The sequence below is a fragment of the Paenibacillus sp. JJ1722 genome, from assembly GCF_048282685.1.
GTDB lineage: Bacteria > Bacillota > Bacilli > Paenibacillales > Paenibacillaceae > Paenibacillus > Paenibacillus polymyxa_B.
In genome coordinates, this window is record NZ_CP182500.1 from 4,277,368 (window position 1) to 4,299,481 (window position 22,114).

16 protein-coding genes are annotated in these 22,114 nt (G+C 45.6%); 1 reads left to right on the forward strand and 15 read right to left on the reverse strand.

Annotated elements, in window-relative coordinates:
* Positions 1-160 precede the first annotated feature (160 nt).
* Together ACM1ND_RS18940 and ACM1ND_RS18945 are read right to left on the reverse strand one after the other, a co-directional pair.
* Entirely contained in the window at positions 161-1,684 is a 1,524-nt protein-coding gene (locus ACM1ND_RS18940; RefSeq protein WP_418026484.1) for a response regulator, read from the reverse strand.
* The gene (locus tag ACM1ND_RS18945) at positions 1,677-3,521 is read right to left on the reverse strand and encodes a sensor histidine kinase (RefSeq protein WP_418026485.1); all 1,845 of its coding nucleotides are present in this window, start codon (positions 3,519-3,521) and stop codon (positions 1,677-1,679) included. The genes ACM1ND_RS18940 and ACM1ND_RS18945 overlap by 8 nt, the downstream gene beginning before the upstream one ends.
* Positions 3,522-3,710: 189 nt before the next feature.
* Between ACM1ND_RS18945 and ACM1ND_RS18950 the strand changes: the two genes are divergently transcribed.
* On the forward strand, positions 3,711-6,458 hold the full coding sequence (locus ACM1ND_RS18950) for an endo-beta-N-acetylglucosaminidase (RefSeq protein WP_418026486.1): 2,748 nt from the start codon (positions 3,711-3,713) through the stop codon (positions 6,456-6,458).
* Positions 6,459-6,593: 135 nt separating this feature from the next.
* On the opposite strand, the gene ACM1ND_RS18955 is transcribed toward ACM1ND_RS18950, so the two are convergent.
* From ACM1ND_RS18955 to ACM1ND_RS19015, 13 genes are all read right to left on the reverse strand, one after another.
* Positions 6,594-7,130, reverse strand: coding sequence for an SMI1/KNR4 family protein (locus ACM1ND_RS18955; protein ID WP_023989666.1), 537 nt, complete (start codon positions 7,128-7,130; stop codon positions 6,594-6,596).
* Positions 7,131-7,186: 56 nt separating this feature from the next.
* Complete coding sequence (locus ACM1ND_RS18960) at positions 7,187-7,846, reverse strand: DUF2625 domain-containing protein (RefSeq protein WP_418026487.1); 660 nt, start codon at positions 7,844-7,846, stop codon at positions 7,187-7,189.
* Positions 7,847-7,882: 36 nt separating this feature from the next.
* Positions 7,883-8,401, reverse strand: a complete 519-nt coding sequence (locus ACM1ND_RS18965; RefSeq protein ID WP_028542298.1) for a hypothetical protein — start codon at positions 8,399-8,401, stop codon at positions 7,883-7,885.
* Positions 8,402-8,436: 35 nt separating this feature from the next.
* A complete protein-coding gene (locus tag ACM1ND_RS18970; protein ID WP_418026488.1) occupies positions 8,437-9,588 on the reverse strand; it encodes an immunity 26/phosphotriesterase HocA family protein in 1,152 nt (383 codons plus the stop codon).
* An 84-nt stretch (positions 9,589-9,672) separates the two neighbouring features.
* Positions 9,673-10,680 carry a phosphotransferase enzyme family protein gene (locus tag ACM1ND_RS18975; protein WP_338532698.1) on the reverse strand — a complete coding sequence of 336 codons (1,008 nt, stop codon included), beginning with the start codon at positions 10,678-10,680 and terminating at the stop codon, positions 9,673-9,675.
* 93 nt (positions 10,681-10,773) lie between these two features.
* Positions 10,774-11,772 (reverse strand): AraC family transcriptional regulator, encoded by a 999-nt coding sequence (locus ACM1ND_RS18980; protein WP_034095071.1) that lies wholly within the window; start codon positions 11,770-11,772, stop codon positions 10,774-10,776.
* Between the two features lie 84 nt (positions 11,773-11,856).
* Positions 11,857-13,053 carry an MFS transporter gene (locus ACM1ND_RS18985; protein WP_023989672.1) on the reverse strand — a complete coding sequence of 399 codons (1,197 nt, stop codon included), beginning with the start codon at positions 13,051-13,053 and terminating at the stop codon, positions 11,857-11,859.
* A 34-nt stretch (positions 13,054-13,087) separates the two neighbouring features.
* Positions 13,088-15,829: a family 78 glycoside hydrolase catalytic domain gene (locus tag ACM1ND_RS18990; protein ID WP_418026489.1), complete on the reverse strand. Its 2,742-nt coding sequence runs from the start codon at positions 15,827-15,829 to the stop codon at positions 13,088-13,090.
* A 267-nt stretch (positions 15,830-16,096) separates the two neighbouring features.
* Entirely contained in the window at positions 16,097-17,098 is a 1,002-nt protein-coding gene (locus ACM1ND_RS18995) for an ABC transporter ATP-binding protein (RefSeq protein ID WP_209943164.1), read from the reverse strand.
* Positions 17,082-18,071, reverse strand: coding sequence for an ABC transporter ATP-binding protein (locus ACM1ND_RS19000; RefSeq protein ID WP_023989675.1), 990 nt, complete (start codon positions 18,069-18,071; stop codon positions 17,082-17,084). Before ACM1ND_RS19000 ends, ACM1ND_RS18995 begins: the two co-directional genes overlap by 17 nt.
* A gap of 64 nt (positions 18,072-18,135) precedes the next feature.
* The gene (locus ACM1ND_RS19005) at positions 18,136-19,071 is read right to left on the reverse strand and encodes a DUF1177 domain-containing protein (protein WP_254347570.1); all 936 of its coding nucleotides are present in this window, start codon (positions 19,069-19,071) and stop codon (positions 18,136-18,138) included.
* A gap of 13 nt (positions 19,072-19,084) precedes the next feature.
* Positions 19,085-20,356 carry a M20 family metallopeptidase gene (locus tag ACM1ND_RS19010; RefSeq protein ID WP_023989677.1) on the reverse strand — a complete coding sequence of 424 codons (1,272 nt, stop codon included), beginning with the start codon at positions 20,354-20,356 and terminating at the stop codon, positions 19,085-19,087.
* Between the two features lie 134 nt (positions 20,357-20,490).
* Positions 20,491-22,083, reverse strand: a complete 1,593-nt coding sequence (locus ACM1ND_RS19015) for an ABC transporter substrate-binding protein (RefSeq protein ID WP_264454721.1) — start codon at positions 22,081-22,083, stop codon at positions 20,491-20,493.
* Positions 22,084-22,114 lie beyond the last annotated feature (31 nt).

The window sequence follows — 22,114 nt, forward strand, 5'->3', positions numbered from 1 at the left end:
TTGACCCTATCTTGTTCATTGGAAGTCGCTTATGGGATTTTTGCAAAATCCTCATTTATGAAGCAACTACGTTAACCTTAACTAATGTAAGCACTTTCATAAAGAAGATAAACTTAATAAAACAAGGTACAAATTAAAGAAATCCATGTACACCTGGTATTTATCCCAATCCTTTATAGTCTGTCGGGGAAATGCCCACATATTTTCTGAACTGCTTATAAAAATATCCCGTCTCCCAATACCCCACGTTCCGCGCAATTTCGTGTACCTTGAGATTGGTGTTTTTAAGCTGTTCCTTGGCTTTTTTAATCCGGTACTGATTGATATATTCAGCAAAGGTTTCGCCCGTTTCCTTATGAAACAACTGACCGAGATAAACGGGATGAAGGTGGTACTGGTATCCTAATATTTTTAATGATAGCTCCTTGGCATAATGAACATGGATATAGGACAGCACCTGACTTACGATAGGGTTTTTCATATCTTGTAGCAGTGAATTCACCGTCTCTGTCGCCACATGCTGAAGCGCACTCACCAGCTCTGCCAATGTCGTACAGCATTTTATCTGGTGAAGCCCCTGCTGAAACCGTTCCGACTCATTGGAATGCTTGATGTTCTCCAGCTCCATCTTGAACCGGATCACCAACTCCAGCGCCATATTCCGCAGTTCATCCGGGGTAACACTTTCGAGATGCTGAAGCTGCTCAAAATCACTCTGAATTCGTGCGGTAAGCGCATCTAGGTCTCTTGCTATAATCAGCTTCACATAATCCTTCCAGTCGATGGAACAAGTCTCACCAGCGTTGCCCTCGCTCTCCTCCAGCATTGTATAGTCAATGATCCGGCGGTCATTATATATCATAAAATATTCCAAAGATTTTTTAGCTTCATTATAGCTGCGTGGAGCTGCAGCAAGCGAACCGGCGCTGCCTATCCCGATATACACCGTTTCTTCCCCGTCCGTCGACCACTGAACAGAAAAATCCTCCAACAGCGTTAACAAGTCCTGTCTGCCCTCTTCATAATTCGGTAGTGCGGCAATGATTACACTAACCGCATCAACATCGCGAAACAATGTTAAATCGGGCTGGTGTTGAATGTACTGCCTTAACTGTTGATGCATTCCTGCCGAATCCCCTTCCGTCCGTAACACAGCTACCTCCATGAAGGGGATATTTAACGAAAAACCTATCAATTCAGCACGTTCCTGGAATTCTGTAGGCGCAATCTGTCCTGTCAGCCAACGGTACAACGTATTTTCCTTGAGAACCTGCACCCCAAACGTCTCATATTGTTGATCCAACCGGGACCTGTCCAACTTCTCCGTTGTATTGCATAAAGTGGATTCCAGTTCCTCCACATTAATCGGCTTCAAAAGGTAATTTTCGATGCCCAGCTTCATGCCTTCCTTCAAGTAATCAAATTCATTAAATCCGCTCAACACAATCGCCTTCAAGTCAGCATGCAGCTTTCTCGCCTCATGAATCAGCCTGAGACCATTCATCGTCGGCATAGAAATGTCCGTAATCAGTACGTCCACGGGTCTGGAGGCCAGCGCTTCCAGCGCTAAAGATCCATTTTCCGCATGTCCGACAATTTCTAGCCCAAAAGAGGTCCAATCCACAATATCGTATAATCCCTCAATGATAAAAGGCTCATCGTCTACAATAAATACTTTATACATATATGGCATCCATCCCTTCCCTGTTAGGGCATCGTACCCGAATCGTCGTTCCCTCGCCGCTGCGGCTCTCCAGTTCAATCCCGGAATCGGCTCCGTGTAAAAACCGAAGTCGGGTGTGCACACTGCGTAGTCCAAACATTTGTCCGTCTTCTTCCTGGCGTTCCAGTTCCTCCAGAATCTGTTTCAAACGCTCCCCTTCAATGCCCTTCCCATTGTCACGGATCTCAACCAGCAGAACCTCCCCCGTTTCACGCACTTCAATGGTCAGCACATTATCATTCCGATCGCTTTGTATACCGTGAACAATATAATTCTCAATAATGGGTTGAAGCATCAGCTTCATGACAGAACGAGTATACAACTCGGGGTCGACCGTAATCGTGTAATTGAACCTTTCCTTGTAGCGTATTCTGAACAACTCAAGATATAATCTGCAAGCCTCCAATTCATCTTTAAGCGTGTATATTTTTTTCTGCTGAACCAGGCTTTTGAACAATACCGATAAGCTATAGATCATTTCTCCTACATCCTTGGCTCCCTGGGAAATCGCCCTCATACGTATCACTTCAAGCGTGTTATACAAAAAATGTGGATGAATACGTGCCTGCAAGGCAACAAGCTCCGTTTGCTTTTGCTTGATCTCTGCTTTATACACCCGTTCAATATATAGATTAAGATCGTCCAGCATATCGTTGAAGCTTCGAGAGATTTGTCCCAACTCATCCTCTTGGGGGTCTTGGATACGAGCTGTAAGATCGCCATTTTTCACCTGACGAGTGAATTTAATAATCCGATTCGTTCGTTTAGCAAAGTTAATGACGAAAAAGGCAGGGAACAACACAGCAAATAGAATACAAACGGCACTGATTGTCAAAATCGTATTACGGATACCCCGATACGATTCCGCCATTTCCTCATTAGGGACAGCGCCAATCACGACATACCCTTCGTCCGGAGAAATCAGCTTGTTAATATACATATTTTGCTTCGCCTGAATGATCCCGGCATCGGAATCCACATCGTCATATAATGATCGGGTCACTTCCACATAAGGGTACGTTTTTCCGTAATAGTTATTCCTTGAATCGAACAGAACGGTTCCATGGGTGGACAGAACGATAATTTCTCCCTTCAGGTTGTTCCCGTAGCTGGCAAGTGCATTGGAGATACTTTTGGAATTTAGAAATACTAGAAGCTGACCGGTATTTTTGAGTGTTTGCTTATTGTTAATGGGGACTTGTAACGAATATAACGAGGGGCTCCACTGATCGACCGCCTTCCGAATCCAGTAATTCGGAGCAGAGACGCTTTTGCTTTCGGCAGCCATCACATCCGGTACAAAGGAACGCGCCGCATGCACCGGGAATTGCTTGAATTGCTTGCTCTCATTGAAGGTGGACAAATATTGCTGGTCGGCACTGTACAATATCAAATTGCTAATATCGCTATTTTCATCCAGCCAATTTTTAAAATAGGTGAGCACATCTGTTGAATAATCATGACTCTCCATGTACGCTTCGTCCATGCGGTGCTGTACATATTCGGAATACGCGTGGTCCATAAAAAAAGAAACGTTCATCGAGAGCGCCTCATTCCGGTACATATCCCGCACCATGTTCTGAACGGATTCATGCCGGAGATGGATATAGCGGTCAACACTCTCCATCGCTGCTTTCTGGGTATCCAGTTCCCGTCGAACCATGGATTGCGAAATGGAAATATACGTGACATATGCAATCGTAATAATTGACAAAATGGCAATACAGGAGAACAACAATAGTATCCTCAGGAACATGTTGTTTTTAAAATAAGCTGTGTATCTATTGCCCCTTTTCATCGTATAAGCCCTCCAGGATCGTTCATGCGTAAATAAAGTATACCATTCCTTCGCTGGATATAAGTAAGCGCATTCATGAAAATGAGGATTTTCTTTAATTTAAACGCCATATCTTTAATTTAGCCTCTATGTAAAAACCGTTTTATTGATTATCTTTAGGGGGATAAATACTCGTTAGGGGGATGAGCTATGAAACGTAACAAGGTTCACAAGTTCGCTTTAAAATGGACTGCGCTGGTTTTGACTTCTGTCCTGTTAAGTCAAACCCTCTCTCCATCCGTTTATGCAGGCGATACCCTCCCATATGAAGGAGAAAGCGCCAAAGGGCCGAATCAGCCTTATCAGCACGGATACGCCAGCTCACATATTTTGGACTGGACTCCTACCAAAGATGTCTATGGAGATATGCTTCGCGCTCGCGTCCCTCTGCAACAACGTAACAGCTCCTTCGCCGCTACACAGGCCCAACCTGCTTTAAGCCCTGACACGCAAATGTTTACACTTAGCGGCGATTATGGAAACGCTTTTTTTGATAGCTATTCCTATACCAATAAATTCAGTCAATACTTGTTTAACTATTGGCAGTATACCGACTATTACGGCTATTGGCACGGCATGCCTACCGCCCGTGTACCCGAAGAGCTATACGATCCCCAAAAGGATTGGACGGAAAAATGGTTCGAGTTCGGCATTCTGAACATTCCAAATCCGGGTTATACAAATGCGGCGCACAAAAACGGCGTTCTCTCCATCGCCTGTATTTTTTTCTCGGATAATGACCGTGGACCGCAAACGTATAAGCAAATGCTCGTGCAGGATGCTCAGGGTGGATTTCCGATAGCTAAAAAATTGATCGAAATGGCGAAATATTATGGCTATGACGGCTACTTCATCAACCAGGAGGAAGCTTCTAAAGGCGTAGCTACAGAGGACATCCCCCGTTACAAGCAGTTTATGAAATACTTGCGAGATCAGGGCATGTATGTGCAATGGTACGACTCCACCGTAAACGAAACCGGTAAAATTGCTTATCAAAATGAGTTTAATGCCGTGAACAGCCCGTTTGTCAAAGACAAGCAATACGGACAGGTGTCCGATTCTATTTTTCTCAATTATTGGTGGGACAAAGCGAAGCTGAAAAGCTCCCGCGACCATGCCAAGCAATTGGGTCTGGACTCTCTTAAAACCGTTTTTGCTGGGATTGAGGGCGGGAACGGTGACTTTGGCAGATGGAAGCAAAAATACGATCTTCGTCTGAATATCGGTGATAACGGGCAGCCAATGAACAGTATCGCGACGTTGGGAGCAGATTTCACACATAATGCGCTGGATGAAGAGTTTGGCGGACAGGACACCAATCGCAGAGCTGACAATGCGTATCAATGGATGACCTTTATCCGCGACCGTGTCTGGTGGTCAGGTCCGAATCAGAATCCCGTCCGTGCACAAAGAAACCCAAGTGTAGATTTGTCCGATGTAAAAGCTTCGGGCGCAAACTGGGACGGTATCGCGGCATATATCGCCGAACGTTCTGTCATCCGTGGCTCCCATTTTAATACCAGCTTCAATACCGGACATGGCTTGCAGTATGTCGTGAATGGAGTCATCTCCAATCCCAAGGAATGGTCCAACATCAATATTCAGGATATCCCGGTAACTTGGCAATGGTGGCTCGATACCAAAGGTAAACCGCTCTCGGTTGACTATGACTATGGTCCGAATTATACCAAAGGCACTCGGTTTACCTATCAGCCTGTGGGCGCTTATCAGGGTGGCAGCTCCCTCGTCGTTAACGGAGAGCTGAATTCAGATAACTTTTTACGCCTGTATAAAACGGATCTGTCGGTAAATAAGAATTCAAACTTGTCCATCACGTACAATAAGCCTTCCTCCGATGACAGCTCGGTGCTGAGTATCGGACTTATTTTCAAAGATAACCCCGGCCAAGTCGTAAAAGTCAGCATCCCTAACTCTGGTAAACAAACCACGGGCTGGGTAAGCCACAATCTGGACTTGAGTGCCTATAAAGGAGAAACAATTGTAGCTTTGGGTTTATCTTTTGATAACGCAAATAAAACAATCAAAAACTATCAGATGAATATCGGCCAAATCAAGATAACAGACCATTCTGTCCTGAAACCAGCCGCGCCGACGGGATTCAAAATCACCAAGGCACTGACCGATACGAACGAAATGCTTGTAGCCTGGGACCTTGAGGATTACTCCAAAGTTAAACAATACAATCTGTATGAGAACGGCTCCTATATCGGCGGAATTTATGACTCATCCTATTATATTAAATCCCTAAACCATAAATCCGGTGAATTAATGCTTACTGCAGTTGGGGGTGATGGAACGGAAAGCGAACCGGCTCGATTAAGCTACGATCTGAATGCTGCCGTCAGTCATATTAAGGTGGAGACTCAAGAAAACGGTGAGGCTACAGTAACGTGGAAAAATCCCTCTGAAGCGGACGGAACGGTTAAATTGACCTTGATCACCGACTATACGGACACCGTATTCCATAAAACCATTACGTCGGACAATGGCGCTGAAACGGCTACGTTTACCGATCTGCCCACAAACGGTGATAGCTACACACTACGTATCGCTATCGGCAATCATGAACCTGTAGCATACACTGGGTATCTCGCAGACACGACGATAGAGCCTTATGTAAAAGAGAATGTGACGGTCACTGGGTCAACGTATACGCTTGCTCTACCAACCTTGAAGGACTGGCATCGTTTATATGTATACGAAAACGATGTGCCCAAGCAATTTGGCGTAACTTATGTATCGAAAAAGTTTCCTTACATTGTCCGGGGAAGAACAAAATTAAGTGAACTGACTTTTACCCCTACTTCTCGTACCAGCTCGCTAAAGATCGTGCTTGAAGATTATGCCGGCAATCAGGCCACAACATATGTAAGATAGCTTTGTGCAAGAATCCCATGGTCCTGATTGTGTATCGCATATCCGCTACAAACAGTCCCAATGAAGAGTTCCTTCAAGGGGACTGTTTGTAGACTTCTCACTATTGGCTATATATTGGGCAGAATCATGCAGGTATCAATACAATGCCCATTTTTCCGTACACAGCTCTATAAATGAATGGGCAACCTGTTCACATTCGTCATATCCCAGACTACCAGAATGAGCGAAAAGAACGGGATACTCATTGTTTCTTTTTTCCTCTCTCATATCAAACATATAGTGGTTTCCGCACCCATCCATTGCAAACGACACAGCACCCGGCATATATTCCGGCAACTCGTAGGCAAGGTTCATTTCTCTCAAATCTTCGGTATTGAAAAACTGAAAATAACGTTCTCCATTTTGAAACTCCCCACCATTAGAATATTTCAAAAACTCCATATAGCTGTCAGGAAATTGTCCTTGGGGCAGATGCCAGCCCACAGGATCTAAAGGTTTATATTGATCATAGAAAGGAGACGACTTTGGAAAAGGGTTCACTTGTCTTTGCTTGATTTCGTGAATCTCTTGCTCGGATAGCTTTATGTTCCATGTTTTCAAAAAATTCGCGATTTGTTCATCAGTTGCTTCCTGACTTATTACAAACGGTTGTTCAAATTGAATACTCCACATATGTGCCAACCTCCATGCCTTGATGCCTCTAAGAGTTGTTGTTTCTACCGAGCAAGCTATTCCTTATCCACTACCGCCTGCCATGCTTTTGTAATGTCTATAGGCGACTTGCTGCTGGTCTCCCCTCCACCTTCTTGGGTCCATAGCGGCGGATAATATGCAAATACCTCTCCCGGCTGAAGTTGCTCCATATCCTTCTGCCAACCGTTCCAGCGGAATGTCTGGTAGAACAAGCCCAAATCTCCCTCAGCCAACCAGCTCAAGAAACCGGAATAGGCCAGCTCAGTGGATTCCCATTCCAATGCATCTGGTGCAAAATAGTAGATATGACCGCTACGTCCGAATTTCCTTATATCCAATCCAAAAAATCCACCTGCTGCATCATAGGCCACCATTAGCATCCCCTCAAGCGCAGGAACACTTTTCGGCTCTTGAAGCCCGTTCCATGAGGTCAAGCTACCGAAAATTCCAGAGCCACCCGCACCCAGCAAGGTGATCCAACCGTAATCAAACACGATTCCTCCTGTCTCATAGGCAACTGTTCCCAAATACGATTTCGTACTCACCTGCAAACGGTACAGCGTGTCCCCTGGAGCGGATTCCGATTCGGTCGATACAATGTGATGTGAATTCCGGCCTTCTTTCAGAATATTTCTGACCTCTTCCCATGCATGGTTATCCTTATCCACCAGTTCATCAACCGTTAAAGTATGCATGTTCATTCCCCTTCCCGCATATCCCAAAATTCACTTTCAACCTGCGAACTGATTTTTGAAAACCTGCGTTTGATCTAAAATCACCCACTGATTCACTTCGTCGTATCCTTTTACAATTGCCGTGACCTCATGCTTCGGATACATCCACTCGGATGGTGTCTTTTCCTCATATGTACGAGTGTCTGACAATCCGACCGCATGATGCTGGAAAATATGAATAAGCGTACCGTGTGGAAAAAATACTTCAATATAACCCTTTACCTTAGTTCCAACGGGCAGTGCATTTTTGATTTGATGCCATTCCTGGTTCAAGGTGTGAAGATAATTGGACCAGACTTCTTCAAACTCTTTTTTTGTAATTTGCGTATAATAGGGCTCTGTATATTCAATCGCTTTCTCAGCTAATAAGAAATGATACTGCTCGTGCTTGCGATTAGAGGCGATATACGTGCCGTCATCCTGGATAACAATTTGTCGATAAGCTATTCCATCCGAATCTATTTCAAAATACCAGGTTCCCATGCCTGGTTCCGGGCAATCCTTAAGATATTTCATGGGCCCCTCCTATTAAAAAATTCAATTCGTTTGTATCACTTTTTCCCGCCATAGGTTCTTGCCAAATATGCGAGATATTCCGAACGCGTGAGTCCTCCCGTTTGACGGTTGAACTCATCATACGAAATGTCTTCCGGGAATCCGAATTCGGCCAGTGCTTTTCGACGCTCATCCTGATGTAACGGATTATCCAGCGTTTTGTGCCACTCCCGCTCTTCCCAGGAGCCAAAACAGTCGGCAACGATACCTGAATAAGCACCGTTATTTGAAAATTTTCGCGAGGACTTGAACACGGTCTCCCCTTCCGGTTTGGAAACCGTGCCCGTTCCCCAGGACAGACTATATGTTTTTTCTTTTCTACTATCCGTACTACAGCCATAGCCGATGGGGAACACAATATCCTCTTCCACTAACAGCTTATGCCCTACTCGCTCATAGGCACCCCGCATAAAGGAATCATCCATAACAATCCAGGTCGTTTCGGATAATGGGGCGGATGTGATAGATTCCAAAGCTGTTGAACGGTCACGACTCGTAAACAAATATGGACGTACGAATAAAGGCATGGTCATGACACTGTTCCAAATGCTCTCCTCTGCAAACAACTGATCCTTTTGCATTTGGCGCAAATCTCCAACGACCAGCACATATCCATCTGTGAAAAGGTCTATTTCCACGCGGAAGATGTCTCCTGGGACCGTTTTATAACGCTGGTTTTTCATATGCTTCAACCGGTGCAACCTGCGATCGTAATCCTTGGGCACAAGTGACGGATATTGCTGAAGCCAATCGATGATCTCTTCTTTACTATGTAAATGCTCACATCCCGTAATAGGGAGTTTCACACCCGTTTTGCTATTCACAGCAGTAACATAACTAAGAGGACGATCCCTTCGAATGCCTGCTGAAAAGGTCACGCCTTCTGCCTTGATGCTCGAAACACTTGTGTAATTCAGCTTTTTCTCTTTGCCACGAGCCGTTTTAGGCAAAACAAATGCCCGGTCACGCGTAAAAATCTCTACATCGGTTTCTCCATAAGTATCCTCAGTGGAAGAAATTCGCTTGCGAATAACGTCTCCATCCACACAAATAAAGTATCCTTCTTTAATTTCTACCACATCCAAATGCTCTTCCAGCGCCTCCAGCCCGAAGTACGGCCGTAATGCGTTCGTTAGCCAACTATTCATCTGTTCCTCCAGTTTCGAGTACATTTCAATGCACCCAGGCTCAATTTTCCCAAAGATTATAACATAACGCAGCATGTAGCTCGTTTATTCATACACTGTTCCAGCTTGGACCAACTCTTCCTGAATCCAGCTACTGCTGGTGGAAAGCTGGCGCAAGTCGGCAGAGATCTGTTTGACCTGCTCTTGCAATACGTGTGACTGATCCGTTCCTTCCAGAAAGCGACTCAAAAAATGAAGAAATACGTCTACCTTCCTAAGCAGCATCAATATAGGCACAGCATCAATCTCGGTGTGGCTTAAATGAACCTGGCGGCTGAAGCCCCGGCAAAAATCCCGAACTGCTGTCGTCTCCTCTGGTTGTCCCAAAAATCCTGATAAGATGACCGCCGGCTCCATGACCCGAACGTCTAGCGTACAAAATTCGAAATCAAGCAGTGCAGTTACTAGACTATGATCAGAATCCTTTACTAACAAATTGGAAGCGTTCAAGTCTCCATGTACAAGCTGATGCGGCAACTCTTCCAATGCATGAAGCGAATCTGTAATCTCTTCATAAGCTTCCCCTATTAATCGCAGTTCTTCATGCAAATCCTTTAGAGGCTCAGGCGGATGTAAACAAAAGCCCTGAACCGTTTCCCGGTTACACAACGGATAGGATTGCTGCAAAGCATAATACGGTCGATAGACTGGAGTCATATCAAGATTGAATGTCGCAAGCACAGCCGATAATTCCCCCGTAGTCTCGCCCAAAGTATAGGCAAAGCTTGAATCCTGCTCCAGGGGTGATATGCCTTCTATGTATTCGAACAGACACACATATTTACCGCTTTCCGTCTCCAGTTGAGCAAGCGTCTCTCCCGTGACCGTCGGAATAGGCGTGGGTGTCCTGAACGATAGTGAATGCTTACTCAGCTCCTGCAAAACTGCATGCTCAAATTCAATTTTGTCCCGATCCTTGTGTGTATCGTAGACGCGCAGCACTCCGTTTCGCCCACCACTCTTAACAAAATACGTCGTATTATTCCAACCCCCGGTTCGTTTCTGCAGCGTTCCGTTCCACTCCGGCCAGTGACGTCTTAGTATTGCTTCCAAGGATGTATCCTCCCTTATAAACACCAGCTTATGAATTTGCAGATATTATAACAAATATAGACGCCCATTAGAATTGGACGTCCTTGTAATCCTTCATTTCCTCAACTGTTTGTTTCGGATATTTTGCGGGGTGGCACCATACGCTGTTTTAAACTTTTTATAGAAAAAACTCATGCTGTTATATCCCACCTGCTTAAATATCATTTCGAACGGCAGATTGGTATTCACTACCAAAGAATAGGCTGCATTGAGTTTAATGTTGGCAATAAGCTGAGTGTAAGTAAGACCGGTTACTTTTTTTAACTTATTACTTAAATACGTGCTATTGTAATTAAAATGGTTAGATAATTGCTGTAGGCTTAAATGCTGATAGTGCTCTTCCATGTAATTCAGAATAGAGGTAATATTATTTTCCTGCTGGTTTAAGTGAATATTATGCTCGCTTTCCAATACACGGACCAATTCTCCAAATACAATTTGCAAATAAGCCTTCACCAATTCCATCGAATCCTCTTGCCTGGAATAATATTCGATTAAGATTCTACGCAATATATATTGAAGGTTCTCATTATGCTGCGACTCAAAAATAATAAAGTGATTATGGTGCTGATGCTGGAGGACAGAGTTGGCTAGAAATTCGCCAATCAGGCTTTTTTTCTTAGATAGCCGCTGCAGAAATAGGGATGAAATTGTTTCTCTTTGTAGCAAGATATTAATCAGTATATCGTCTTCTCCCAAAGGAGCGATGCTGTGCGGCACATCCTTATCCAGGACACATACTTGGCCTTCACAAAGCTGAATTTCTTTGCCTGCTATGATTTGATTGCACTTACCTGAGTAAACATAGTTTAATTCGATAAATTCATGCATGTGCTCCAGCATCGGAGCAAATCTATTGTGCTTGCTAATATAAATATCATGTTCTCCAAAGAAAAATAAAGCGGGCATACGGTATATATTCTGATTTATATCAAAAAAACGCTCATTCTCCGATTCTTTGGAGAGATCATTAATCACCTGATTGTTTTGCTGTTGTAAAAGTTCAATTTCCGTTTTGTTTCTCAGCAACTGATCCAACTCATGAAGGTTCATAAACACTGACTCCTCCTTCACTATATGATGGAAAACGGGCGGTTCTCCGCCCGTTGAAAAAATTACTATATCGGATACATCCCATTAACTGTGGACTGCCGCTTGAGTTTTGCTTCCCTTTCCTCTAATAGCGATTCCCAGACAAAGGAGTGCCGCAATCGTAAATACAATCGCAGAAACAAGGAAGGAAAATGAAGCCGTTTCATTTCCAGACAACACGCCAACTAACTTGATCACATAAGGCGAAGCAAACGCTCCCAAATTGGACCCTACCATCGCAATGGAAATGGATAAAGTCTCACTGCCTTTAGGTACGATTTTAGTTAGTATGGTAAAAATATAAGGAATAAACAGCGCAAAACTAAAGCCAATGATCAGCATGGCAACGGTAACCATGGTAACATTCTGAGCAAACCATAGTAGTACAAAACCAGTTGCTGTTAATAGACTGGAGATAAAGGGAGCGTAATTTCTAAACCATTTATAGATTCTACCAAACAGGAAGCCCGCAATCATGGTGGACAAGGAAAACAGCGTTAACGCAGTTCCTAAAAAACCAGCATTGGGCATGCTCTTTTCAGCAATCATAATGCCTGTTTTGGTATATACAATCATGATAAAAGTCATAAACAGAAAAAGTGCAGCCCCTAATCCAAGTACAGGTATGGATATTCCCCCGCTCTTGTGACCCTTTTCTGTCGAGTTCTCTACTGTAGGCTCCCCGCGCTCTGGTTCGGGAATGATCAGAAAGAATAATAGCGCAATAGGAATGGTGATTCCATAGCATAAAAAAGCGAACTGCCAGTCAATTAGGGCGAGCTGCCCTGCCACAAAGGTAGCCAAACTGCTTCCGAGTCCTTGAACGGCGCTTTGAAAGCCTACTAATTGAGCACGTTCATCCCCTTCAAAAAAATCACTAATTAAACTGACGGCCAGTGAATTGAACATCCCGAGACCTGCACCTAGTACCAAACGCAGCGCAAGAATCCATGTAATATTCGTCGTGAACATGGGAAGTATTCCGCCGATGACTACGAGCAAAAGCCCTAGCAGGACTGTATTTTTTTTACCCAATCGAGAAGAAATCGGGCCACTCAATAGCACAAACAGCATCATCGAGAAGGATGGAATCGTGACTACGCTTTCAATCAGCGAACTGGAGACGCCTGATAATTGGTTCAGCATCATTGGTATGACAGCCGAAATGGCACTCGCTGACGTCAGGACTAAGGAAATGGATAGCAACGCCGTTTTAAACAAAACTTTGTTCTTTATATTCATTAAGCTCTCACCTCTAGTCTATGTTATTTAGCCTCTAGTTGCATCTGTACTGGAACGTATACTGTCCAGAACCGACCGTAAACGTCATTTCATGATCTCCGCTCCTTTGGAAAATCGCCTGTTTCCCTGTAGAACCTAATTTCCCAGCCAGCTCCTGTGGAACATCACCAGGCGGATACTGAATCGACGGATATTGCATAACAATGATTTGCTGTAGTGCATCCGGCTCCATAACGCCCGGAAGTGTAATCTCAGCCGTCGTATTATGTGGTACGTGAACCGTCATCTTCATTTCTTTATTCACGATTTCCCATTGGACTTCAAGCGTGCCATATGGCGTCTCCAGCTTGCCATGGGCCGAAGTAAGATTGGCAGGCGGTTTAGGAGCTAAACGTGATTTTTTATAGCCCGCTTCAAGCACATCGATTCCGGCAATATTTTGGTACATAAAGTCTCCTACTGAACCGTACGAATAGTGATTGAACGAGTTCATATCGGTGCTCCAGAACGAGCCATCCACTTTGATGCTGTCCCAATGCTCCCACATGGTCGTTGCTCCCCGTTCAACCTGATAGAGCCATGAAGGATAATCATTTTGAAATAAAATGTTATAAGCGACATCCGTATAGCCATGGTCGGATAAAACCAGACATAGATAGGGGGTGCCCACAAAGCCGGTATCCAGATGCATATCATTTTTTTCGATGAGCCGTACGAGCTCCTGGATCACTTGCGTTTTATACTTTTCTGGCACCAATCCGAAGTGCAAAGCCACAACCTGTGCAGTCTGGGTATTGGAGGTCAATTTGCCCGCGTCATCGAAGTAGCGGTTCGCAAAAGCCATTTTAATCCCCTCATGTAAGTTTTTATATGTGTTGTAATCGGTATAACGATTCAGCAGTTTGGCCGTCTGTGCCAAAATATGAGTCGAATACGCAAAATAAGCAGTGGCCACTAGCGTTCCGTCCGTCGCCCCAAAATAGCTTCCTTCCTCGCTATCCAGCGCAAGCCAGTCTCCCAGCTGCAAACCGGTATCCCAAAGACATTCTTCGTCCCCTTGGGCGCGAATATAATCCACCCATGCTTTCATACTGTCATACTGCTGCACTAAGATTTGCTTATCCCCATAGCATTGATATAGGGTCCACGGACATATAACCGCCGCGTCTCCCCATGCTGCCGTCGTTTTGTCCATATTATCGGCAAAGGTTCCTTTGAGGACATCCGGCACTACAAAAGGCACTGCCCCATTTTCCAGCTGGTTGTAAGCCAAATCCCTAAGCCACTTTCGGAAGAAGGAAGCCGCATTCATATTGAAGCTGGCAGTTCTAGCAAAAATCTGTGCATCGCCGGTCCAGCCTAATCGCTCATCACGCTGCGGACAATCGGTTGGCACATCCAGGAAGTTCCCCTTTTGCCCCCACACAATATTGTGTTGAAGTTGATTCAGCTTTGGATCAGATGTCTCAAACACCCCGATCGTCTCCATGTCCGAATGCAGAACAACACCCGTAAAATCTTCAATCGTAACGCCATCAGGAAAGCCCTCAAGCTTCACATATTGAAAGCCTTGAAAAGTGAAATGCGGCCTAAATATCTCCGTCCCCTTCCCGCTACAAATGTACGTAATCTGCTGCGCTGCATCCCGAATATTATCTCTGTAAAAGTTCCCTTGCTGATCCAGCACTTCACCATGAACCAGATTCAGAACCGTACCTTCGGGGGCTTCCACTTTAAATTCCAGCCAACCTACCATATTTTGACCCAAGTTAAGCACCAGCTCACCTTTAGGAGTTCGAATGAGTTCAACAGGCTTCAATCGGTTCATCACACGGACAGGTTCGTTCTCCTGAGCAATCAGATGACTTAACGGGAACGAGACGACCTGCATCATTTTCCGTTCGGTTAAGGAGCTATGTTCGGCTACCTGCTGCTCAAGTCGGGCATCATAGATTTCGCCGTTATAAATATCCGACATTAAAATGGCACAGCTTGTTTCCTCCCAGGAAGAATCAGAGCAAATGACTTCAGAACGGCCATCTTCATAACTAATCTTCATTTGAAATAACAATGCATTCGTGTTCCCGTAGGTGTCCTTGCGCTTTTGCCAGCCCAAATAACCGCTGTACCAGCCTTCTCCCACCGTGGCTGTGATTCGATTATGTTGTTCTCGAATGGTAGAAGTCACGTCATATGCTTGCACCTGGACACGATCGTTATAATCCGTCCATCCCGGGGTAAAGTAGGCATCGCCCACCCTTTGTCCATTGAACTCCAGTTCATACAGCCCAAGACTTGTAGCATAAATGACTGCTTTTTTCACTTTTCCCTCAACCGAAAAATATTTGGAAGCGGCAAAAGGAGCTCTTGTCTGAAACTGTTCATGGATGCTCCGCTCCTTCACTGTGATCCATTGTGCTTTCCAGTCCTGCTCATGGAGCAGCCCCATCTCCCAAAAGCCGGACTCACTCCATTCCGATTCTTCCGGTTCTGTGTCACCTGCTCCCTGAGCCCATACTTTTACTCGATAATAATATCTTTGTCCTGATTCCAGCGGGGGGCCTTCATAGGGAAACAAAATGGATTGATCCGAATAGGTAAAATGATTCCAAATCAGCGGTTCAAAAGTGGGATGAACGGATACTTGCAATTGGAAACGTTTTTGAGAAACATACATTTTTTCAGATTCGATCTGCCAACTTAACCGCGGTTTTAGACAACCCAATCCAATCGGATTATTTAAATGCTCGCATCTAAGCGCTTTCACTTTTAGCATTCTTATGTCCTCCCTGAGGTCTTCTTTTGTATTTCTATATTCAAATTAAAACGCTTCCATTGATTGTGCGCAATGTTGTATCCCTGCATGTTATATGCTTGATTTACAGGTGTTGAAATTCCACCCCTTATATTGAATCTTAAAATGGATTTATTAGAAAAATATGTGCGTTTGCAGAGCAGCTACACTTAAAAAAGCCCGAATCCGTTAGAGAAGGATTCAGGCTTGATTCTTGCTAGAAGGTCTATCTATTCTTTTTCAGTTGGCTTATGCTCGTCCGGCTATCGCTTGTTCCGGCGTGGAAGCTGGATACAAGTGACAGGCTACCTGTCGCCCTGGTGCAGCTTCGGCAAAGATGGGCTGTACTTTGCTGCATATCTCCATGGCTGCCGGGCAGCGATTATGAAACGCACAACCACTTGGCGGATTTTCTGGACTGGGCACATCCCCTTTAAGTACAATCCGATCACGCTCCGCTTCCGGATCAGCTACAGGTACCGCAGACATTAGCGCCTTTGTATACGGATGCAGCGGCTCTTTGAACACTTCTTGGGTCGGTGCGAGTTCGACCAGCTTGCCCAGGTACATCACACCCACGCGGTCGCTGATAAATTTTACGACCGACAGATCATGAGAAATGAACATATACGTCAGGTCATATTGTTTTTGCAGGTCCTTCATCAGATTGAGCACTTGCGCCTGAATCGACACATCGAGGGCCGAGACTGGCTCGTCACACACGATAAATTTGGGATGAAGCGCCAGTGCACGTGCGATCCCGATCCGCTGGCGTTGACCACCCGAGAACTCGTGCGGATAACGATGTGCGTGATAAGGAGACAATCCGACCACTTCGAGCAGCTCTTCCACCCGCTCTTTGAGCTGCGTTTTGCTTAGCTTTTCATGCGTGATGAGCGGTTCTTCCAGCACCTGCTGTACCGTCCATCTGGGATCAAGCGAAGCAAACGGATCTTGAAACACCATCTGCATATCCGTTCTGAATTTGCGCAGCTGCTCTGTGTTTAGCTTACGTATATCCGTGCCGTTAAACAGAATCTCTCCATCCGTCGGTTCGATCAATCTGAGAATTGCCCGTCCAGTTGTGGATTTGCCGCAGCCGGATTCTCCCACGATTGCCAGGGTTTCACCCTGCTGTACAGTCAGGTTAATACCATCCACCGCTTTGACTGCTCCCACTTGTTTGGAAAAAAGTCCTTTTTTGATCGGGTAGTGTTTTTTCAAATTACGTATTTCAAGCAGTGTACTCATGATATCCCTCCTGCTGTAGCAAGCAACGGCTTTTGTGTCCGGGTTCCACTTCTGTAAGCTCCGGGGCCTCTGCACGGCAAATTTCCTTGGCAAACTGACAACGTGGTGCAAAGCGGCAGCCATGTGGCATATCAAGTGGGTTGGGAACCTGGCCCGGAATGGAAGCCAGACGCTCCTGATCACTGTTTAATTGTGGCAGTGAAGCTAGCAAACTTTGTGTATATGGATGCTTGGGCTCTTTAAAAAGCGTTTTTACATCGGTTTCTTCTACCACTTGTCCGGCGTACATAATCACGACCCGATCGCACATTTCAGCAACGACACCAAGGTCATGAGTAATCATCAGAATGGAAGTTCCTTCGGACTTCTGCAGCTCACGCATCAAGTCAAGAATCTGTGCTTGAATGGTTACGTCTAGTGCCGTTGTCGGTTCATCGGCGATCAGCAGCTTCGGATTGCACACCATCGCCATCGCAATCATCACCCGTTGGCGCATCCCGCCCGAGAGTTCATGCGGATAAGAAGCGGCTACTTTTTCTGGACGTGGAATTCCCACTTTCGTCAGCATGTCCACAGCCATGTCTTTCGCTTTGTGTTTGCTTACACCGTGGTGGTATCGGGCAGACTCCGCAATTTGCTTGCCGATTTTGAACACAGGATTTAGCGAAGTCATCGGCTCCTGAAAAATCATGGCCATCTCGTTGCCACGAATCGAGCGCATTTTCCGCTCCGAAAAATCCAGCATGTTTTCACCGTTAAACCGTACTTCACCAGCGGCTACTTTCCCAAGTCCCTTGGGGAGGAGCTGCATAATGGAAAGGGAGGTAATGCTCTTGCCGCACCCGGATTCGCCAACGATTCCGAGTGTTTCGCCTTTGCCAACCGATAGATCGACGCCGTCCACAGCCCGGATGGTGCCAGCCGCAGTCTTGAACTCCGTCCGGAGGTTGGTTACTTCAAGCAGTTGTGCCATGCCCTCTTCCTCCTCCTTGTCCATCATTGAACCTTCATGTTCTTTTTAACTTAGGGAATAAAGCTTATTCAGACTTGCCCATCGTTTGCAGATGCTTCATGGTACCGTACAGTTTAGTAATATGTTGAAACTCCTTTTCCGAATGAAAAGAGCATTGCCCACGTCCATAAGCTTTGGCTGTTTCTACAGCCAATTTAGCCGCCAGCGCAATATCGCTTTCGTGGCTGGCCCCCGTTGCACTGCCTGGGACAGGAGCAGCGGCCGTGATGGCTACACCAACCACTGGAGCGGAAGTTGCCACCGCTGGTTGCAAAATGCTGTTGATGTGATACAGGTCGTTACCATAAGGTGTGATGTCCTGCGTAGTTACAGCAAACGTGACACACGGTTCGCCAGTAACGGTCTGAACAATATCGACGAGGTCTTCACTAATTCGTAGCACATAGCCTTGACGTACCGTCGGGGAAATGGCAATACCTTTATGGTTAATGACCCGATTCCCTTTGGTCGTATCAATGGATAGGATCGCTTCCATTTCGGGTGTCACTTCATATTTGTTCATCGTCAAAATATCTACGGGTGAATCCATAAATGGAACCGGATCATGGGGCTGAGTGGGTGCATCTGGACAAATATGTGTACAGATGATCACATCTCCGTCAAGCACATCTCCTTTGGACTGCATGCTCAGAAGTTTAGCCGCCGCCGAAATTGCCGCTGCCGCACCGTCACCATCGGATACAAATCCGATCATTTCCGGTCGTGCTCCAAGTCCACCAAGTCGCCCTACTACACCCAAGGTTGGAGAATCGCCCCCCTGAATGCGACCCGTTTTACCGGCAATGACAATTTTAATAAAATCCGTAGAGCCCTTTTCACCTTTCACGGTGGAGACCGTAATCTCCGCTTGACCCAGTTGTTCCAAATAAGCTTTGACTTCTGCCCCGCTGGCAAACGGACTATCCAAAAGGTCATAGACTTCAAAAACTTGTTTCATCATACGGCAGATCCCCTTATGCTTCTTTTTGTGTTGTTTTCAGATATTTAAGCGCCGTCAAGGCGTATACTTTCGCAGATTGAATGATCTGCCATACCGGAGCTTTTTCATTAAAATTGTGAATGGTCGACAGTTCGGCAGGCCCGTATTGCAATACCGGGATATTGTATTTGCGGAATGCACGTGCATCGCTGGTTGCCCATTGCAGTACGCCATAGGCCTCTTTACCGCTGACCTCAGCGATAGATTCCACAAGCTCCTGTACAATCGGCTCGGTTGGAGGGGTCCAGTTGGCATTACCATAAAATCCGAATTGTTTGGGTTCCGCGTCAATGCCAACACTTGCAAGCAGTTCTTTGGCTTTGGCCAGTACATCCCGGTGGTCTACGCCAAATGGAACACGGGAATCCACTTGCACTGTGCAACGGTCCGCAACCACATTGACTTTGGTGCCTCCCTGGATCGTACCAATGTTCACTGTTACATGATCAAACGCTTGTCCATAGCTTGGGTTCTCCCGTTCACTTGCATAACGCTTGGAAATTTCAATGATCTCTTTGACTTCTTCCGGGATGTCCGGCTTGATGTCCCACAGTTGTTGCAGCGCTTCAATCCCTTTTGCTGCCTTCAAAATAGCACTTTCACCTGCTATCGGCTGCAAACTGCCATGACCCGGTGTGCCTTCAACGGTAAATTCAAACCAGCAGCTTCCTTTTTGCCCGATGGTCGGGTTTTGCGGGCCTGAAGGCTCTGCGATCACAGCAGCTGTTCCTTCAATCAGCTTTCTTTCCAGCACCCAAGGTACTCCAAGATGTCCCCCGGTTTCCTCGTCTGGAACTACAAGCAACGACAACGCACCTTCGAGTGGTACGCCTAGTTTGGAGAAAAGCGCAACGGTAAATATTAATCCGCCCAGTCCTGCTTTCATGTCCGAAGCACCGCGACCCAGGAGGTAGCCATCACGTATCTCACCACAAAACGGATCAAAATCCCAACGAGTACGGTCCCCTGCCGGCACAACGTCTGTATGCCCACAGAAAATCAGTTTTTTTCCGTCCGCCGTTTCAGCGCCATAATCAGAAATGAGATTCCACATATTCGGCCCGGATTCATGCACCGTTGTTTCTATACCTGCTTCTTTAAGATAGTCCATAATGAACTGACTAATTTCGCGTGAATCACCTGGAGGATTTTCCGAAGGAAACTGAATCAACCGCGAGCATAGCTCAAGCAATTCGTCCTGCCGTTTATCTATTTCATCAAGAACTAACGTTTTCCAATCTGTCATTTCCATTCAGTCCCTTCACGTTTTTCATTTAGCCAACTAAATTTTTTACGATCCATCGGGATCAGCTTCATACTTCAGGTGTAAAATGATAGCCTTCGGCTGTAAAAACCGAAGGCATAAGGTAAGATCACAACTTACTCTTTATTCAATGAATAGAATCGGATAACCTCATCTGGGTAGTAAACATATCCAGTGACGTCTTTGCTCATGCCAACAACCCGATTGTATTCATACAGGTACGCCCATGGCGAATCTTGATTTATAAGCTCTTGTGCTTTGCCATACAGCTCTTTACGTTTATTTTCATCTTGCTCTTTGCCTGCTTGTTCCCAAAGCTTATCCACTTCTGCATTAGCATAATGCATATAATTCGAAGAACCGCCGCTGTACATCAGGAACCCGAGATGGTAACCAGGGTCGTTGACGAAGGAAGTCCATTTGGAAATGTATGCTGTCAGGTTGCCTTCTCGTTGCTGTTCAAGGAACTGTGCACGGGCAACATTGACAACATTCATCTTTACGCCAATCTTGGCAAGTTCAGCTTGAATCAATACAGCATCATCTGCCCAGTCCTGGAAGCCGGAACCCAGTGTCAGATCAAAATTAAACCCATTAGGATAACCCGCTTCTGTAAGCAGCTGTTTTGCTTTGTCCAAGTCGTGCTTGTAGCTGTAGCCCGCATCGGTGTAGCCAGGCGTGTTACTCGCTACAGAACTCTTCATTTGCTTTGCTTGACCGTACATGACATCGTCGATTAATTGGTCGTAAGGAATAGCATAAGCAATGGCTTGACGCACTTTTGGATCATTAAAAGGTTTGACTTTGTTATTCATGGCGAAATACAGAATCCGGTTACTTGCATTGGATTGAACCTTCAGATCAGCGTTGGTTTCCAGCTTCGAAACGTCCTTTGCAGGAATTTCAATCGCCATGTCCACATCGCCTTTATCTAGCAGAAGTACACGGTTGGAAGCTTCCTTGGTAAACTTCATCGTTACTTTGCTCAGATTTGGCTCTCCTTGCCAGTAGCTGGCATTAGCATTAAAGACAGCTTCTGTCGCAGGGTCCCATTTTTCAAGCTTGAACGGACCTGAACCTGCCGCATGTGTTTTCAAATAGTCGCCATCGCCATTTTCTTTGACAAGCACATCATCCACAATGGAGAAGTTGTACAATGACAGGATTTGCAGAAACATATGATTGGGTTGGGACAATGTAACGACAACGGTGTGCTCATCAGGCGCTGTAGCGGTTTTAATGGAGCTCATACCATACAGGAAGCTACCGGAATCGGAATTTTTAAGCCGCTCAAAGGAATACAACACAGAATTGGCGGTCAGCGGGTTGCCGCTTTGGAATTTAACGTCTTTACGCAGATGGAGCGTGTAAGTCATGTTATCAGCGGACACATCCCATTTTTCAGCCAGCATGGGCTTAATTGCTTCCGTATCTGCCACTTCACCGCTATCCGTAGACTTTTTGCCGTAGGTCACAAGCTGATCATAGAGCGCAAGCACAAGGGTGTCCGATGTAAGATCACTTGCTTCAGCAGGGTCCATGGTTGACCCTCCTTCAGAGTAAGCAAGTGTAATCGTCTTTGGTGGGGATGGGGCATCTGCGCCTTTCTCTCCAGATGAAGCGGACGGGCTGTTAGCATTGCTCGCACAGCCTGCCGTCCATAGCAACGTAGACAAGACGACAATTAAAGAAAGACTTTTTTTCAACATGGCTTACGTTCTCCCCTTTAATGATCTATTT

Bases quoted from the DNA above. Each gene is read 5' to 3' on its own strand.
- ACM1ND_RS18940 (WP_418026484.1), bottom strand. From the start codon at position 1,684: ATGTATAAAGTATTTATTGTAGACGATGAGCCTTTTATCATTGAGGGA.
- ACM1ND_RS18945 (WP_418026485.1), bottom strand. From the start codon at position 3,521: ATGAAAAGGGGCAATAGATACACAGCTTATTTTAAAAACAACATGTTC.
- ACM1ND_RS18950 (WP_418026486.1), top strand. From the start codon at position 3,711: ATGAAACGTAACAAGGTTCACAAGTTCGCTTTAAAATGGACTGCGCTG.
- ACM1ND_RS18955 (WP_023989666.1), bottom strand. From the start codon at position 7,130: ATGTGGAGTATTCAATTTGAACAACCGTTTGTAATAAGTCAGGAAGCA.
- ACM1ND_RS18960 (WP_418026487.1), bottom strand. From the start codon at position 7,846: ATGCATACTTTAACGGTTGATGAACTGGTGGATAAGGATAACCATGCA.
- ACM1ND_RS18965 (WP_028542298.1), bottom strand. From the start codon at position 8,401: ATGAAATATCTTAAGGATTGCCCGGAACCAGGCATGGGAACCTGGTAT.
- ACM1ND_RS18970 (WP_418026488.1), bottom strand. From the start codon at position 9,588: ATGAATAGTTGGCTAACGAACGCATTACGGCCGTACTTCGGGCTGGAG.
- ACM1ND_RS18980 (WP_034095071.1), bottom strand. From the start codon at position 11,772: ATGAACCTTCATGAGTTGGATCAGTTGCTGAGAAACAAAACGGAAATT.
- ACM1ND_RS18985 (WP_023989672.1), bottom strand. From the start codon at position 13,053: ATGAATATAAAGAACAAAGTTTTGTTTAAAACGGCGTTGCTATCCATT.
- ACM1ND_RS18990 (WP_418026489.1), bottom strand. From the start codon at position 15,829: ATGCTAAAAGTGAAAGCGCTTAGATGCGAGCATTTAAATAATCCGATT.
- ACM1ND_RS18995 (WP_209943164.1), bottom strand. From the start codon at position 17,098: ATGAGTACACTGCTTGAAATACGTAATTTGAAAAAACACTACCCGATC.
- ACM1ND_RS19000 (WP_023989675.1), bottom strand. From the start codon at position 18,071: ATGGCACAACTGCTTGAAGTAACCAACCTCCGGACGGAGTTCAAGACT.
- ACM1ND_RS19005 (WP_254347570.1), bottom strand. From the start codon at position 19,071: ATGATGAAACAAGTTTTTGAAGTCTATGACCTTTTGGATAGTCCGTTT.
- ACM1ND_RS19010 (WP_023989677.1), bottom strand. From the start codon at position 20,356: ATGACAGATTGGAAAACGTTAGTTCTTGATGAAATAGATAAACGGCAG.
- ACM1ND_RS19015 (WP_264454721.1), bottom strand. From the start codon at position 22,083: ATGTTGAAAAAAAGTCTTTCTTTAATTGTCGTCTTGTCTACGTTGCTA.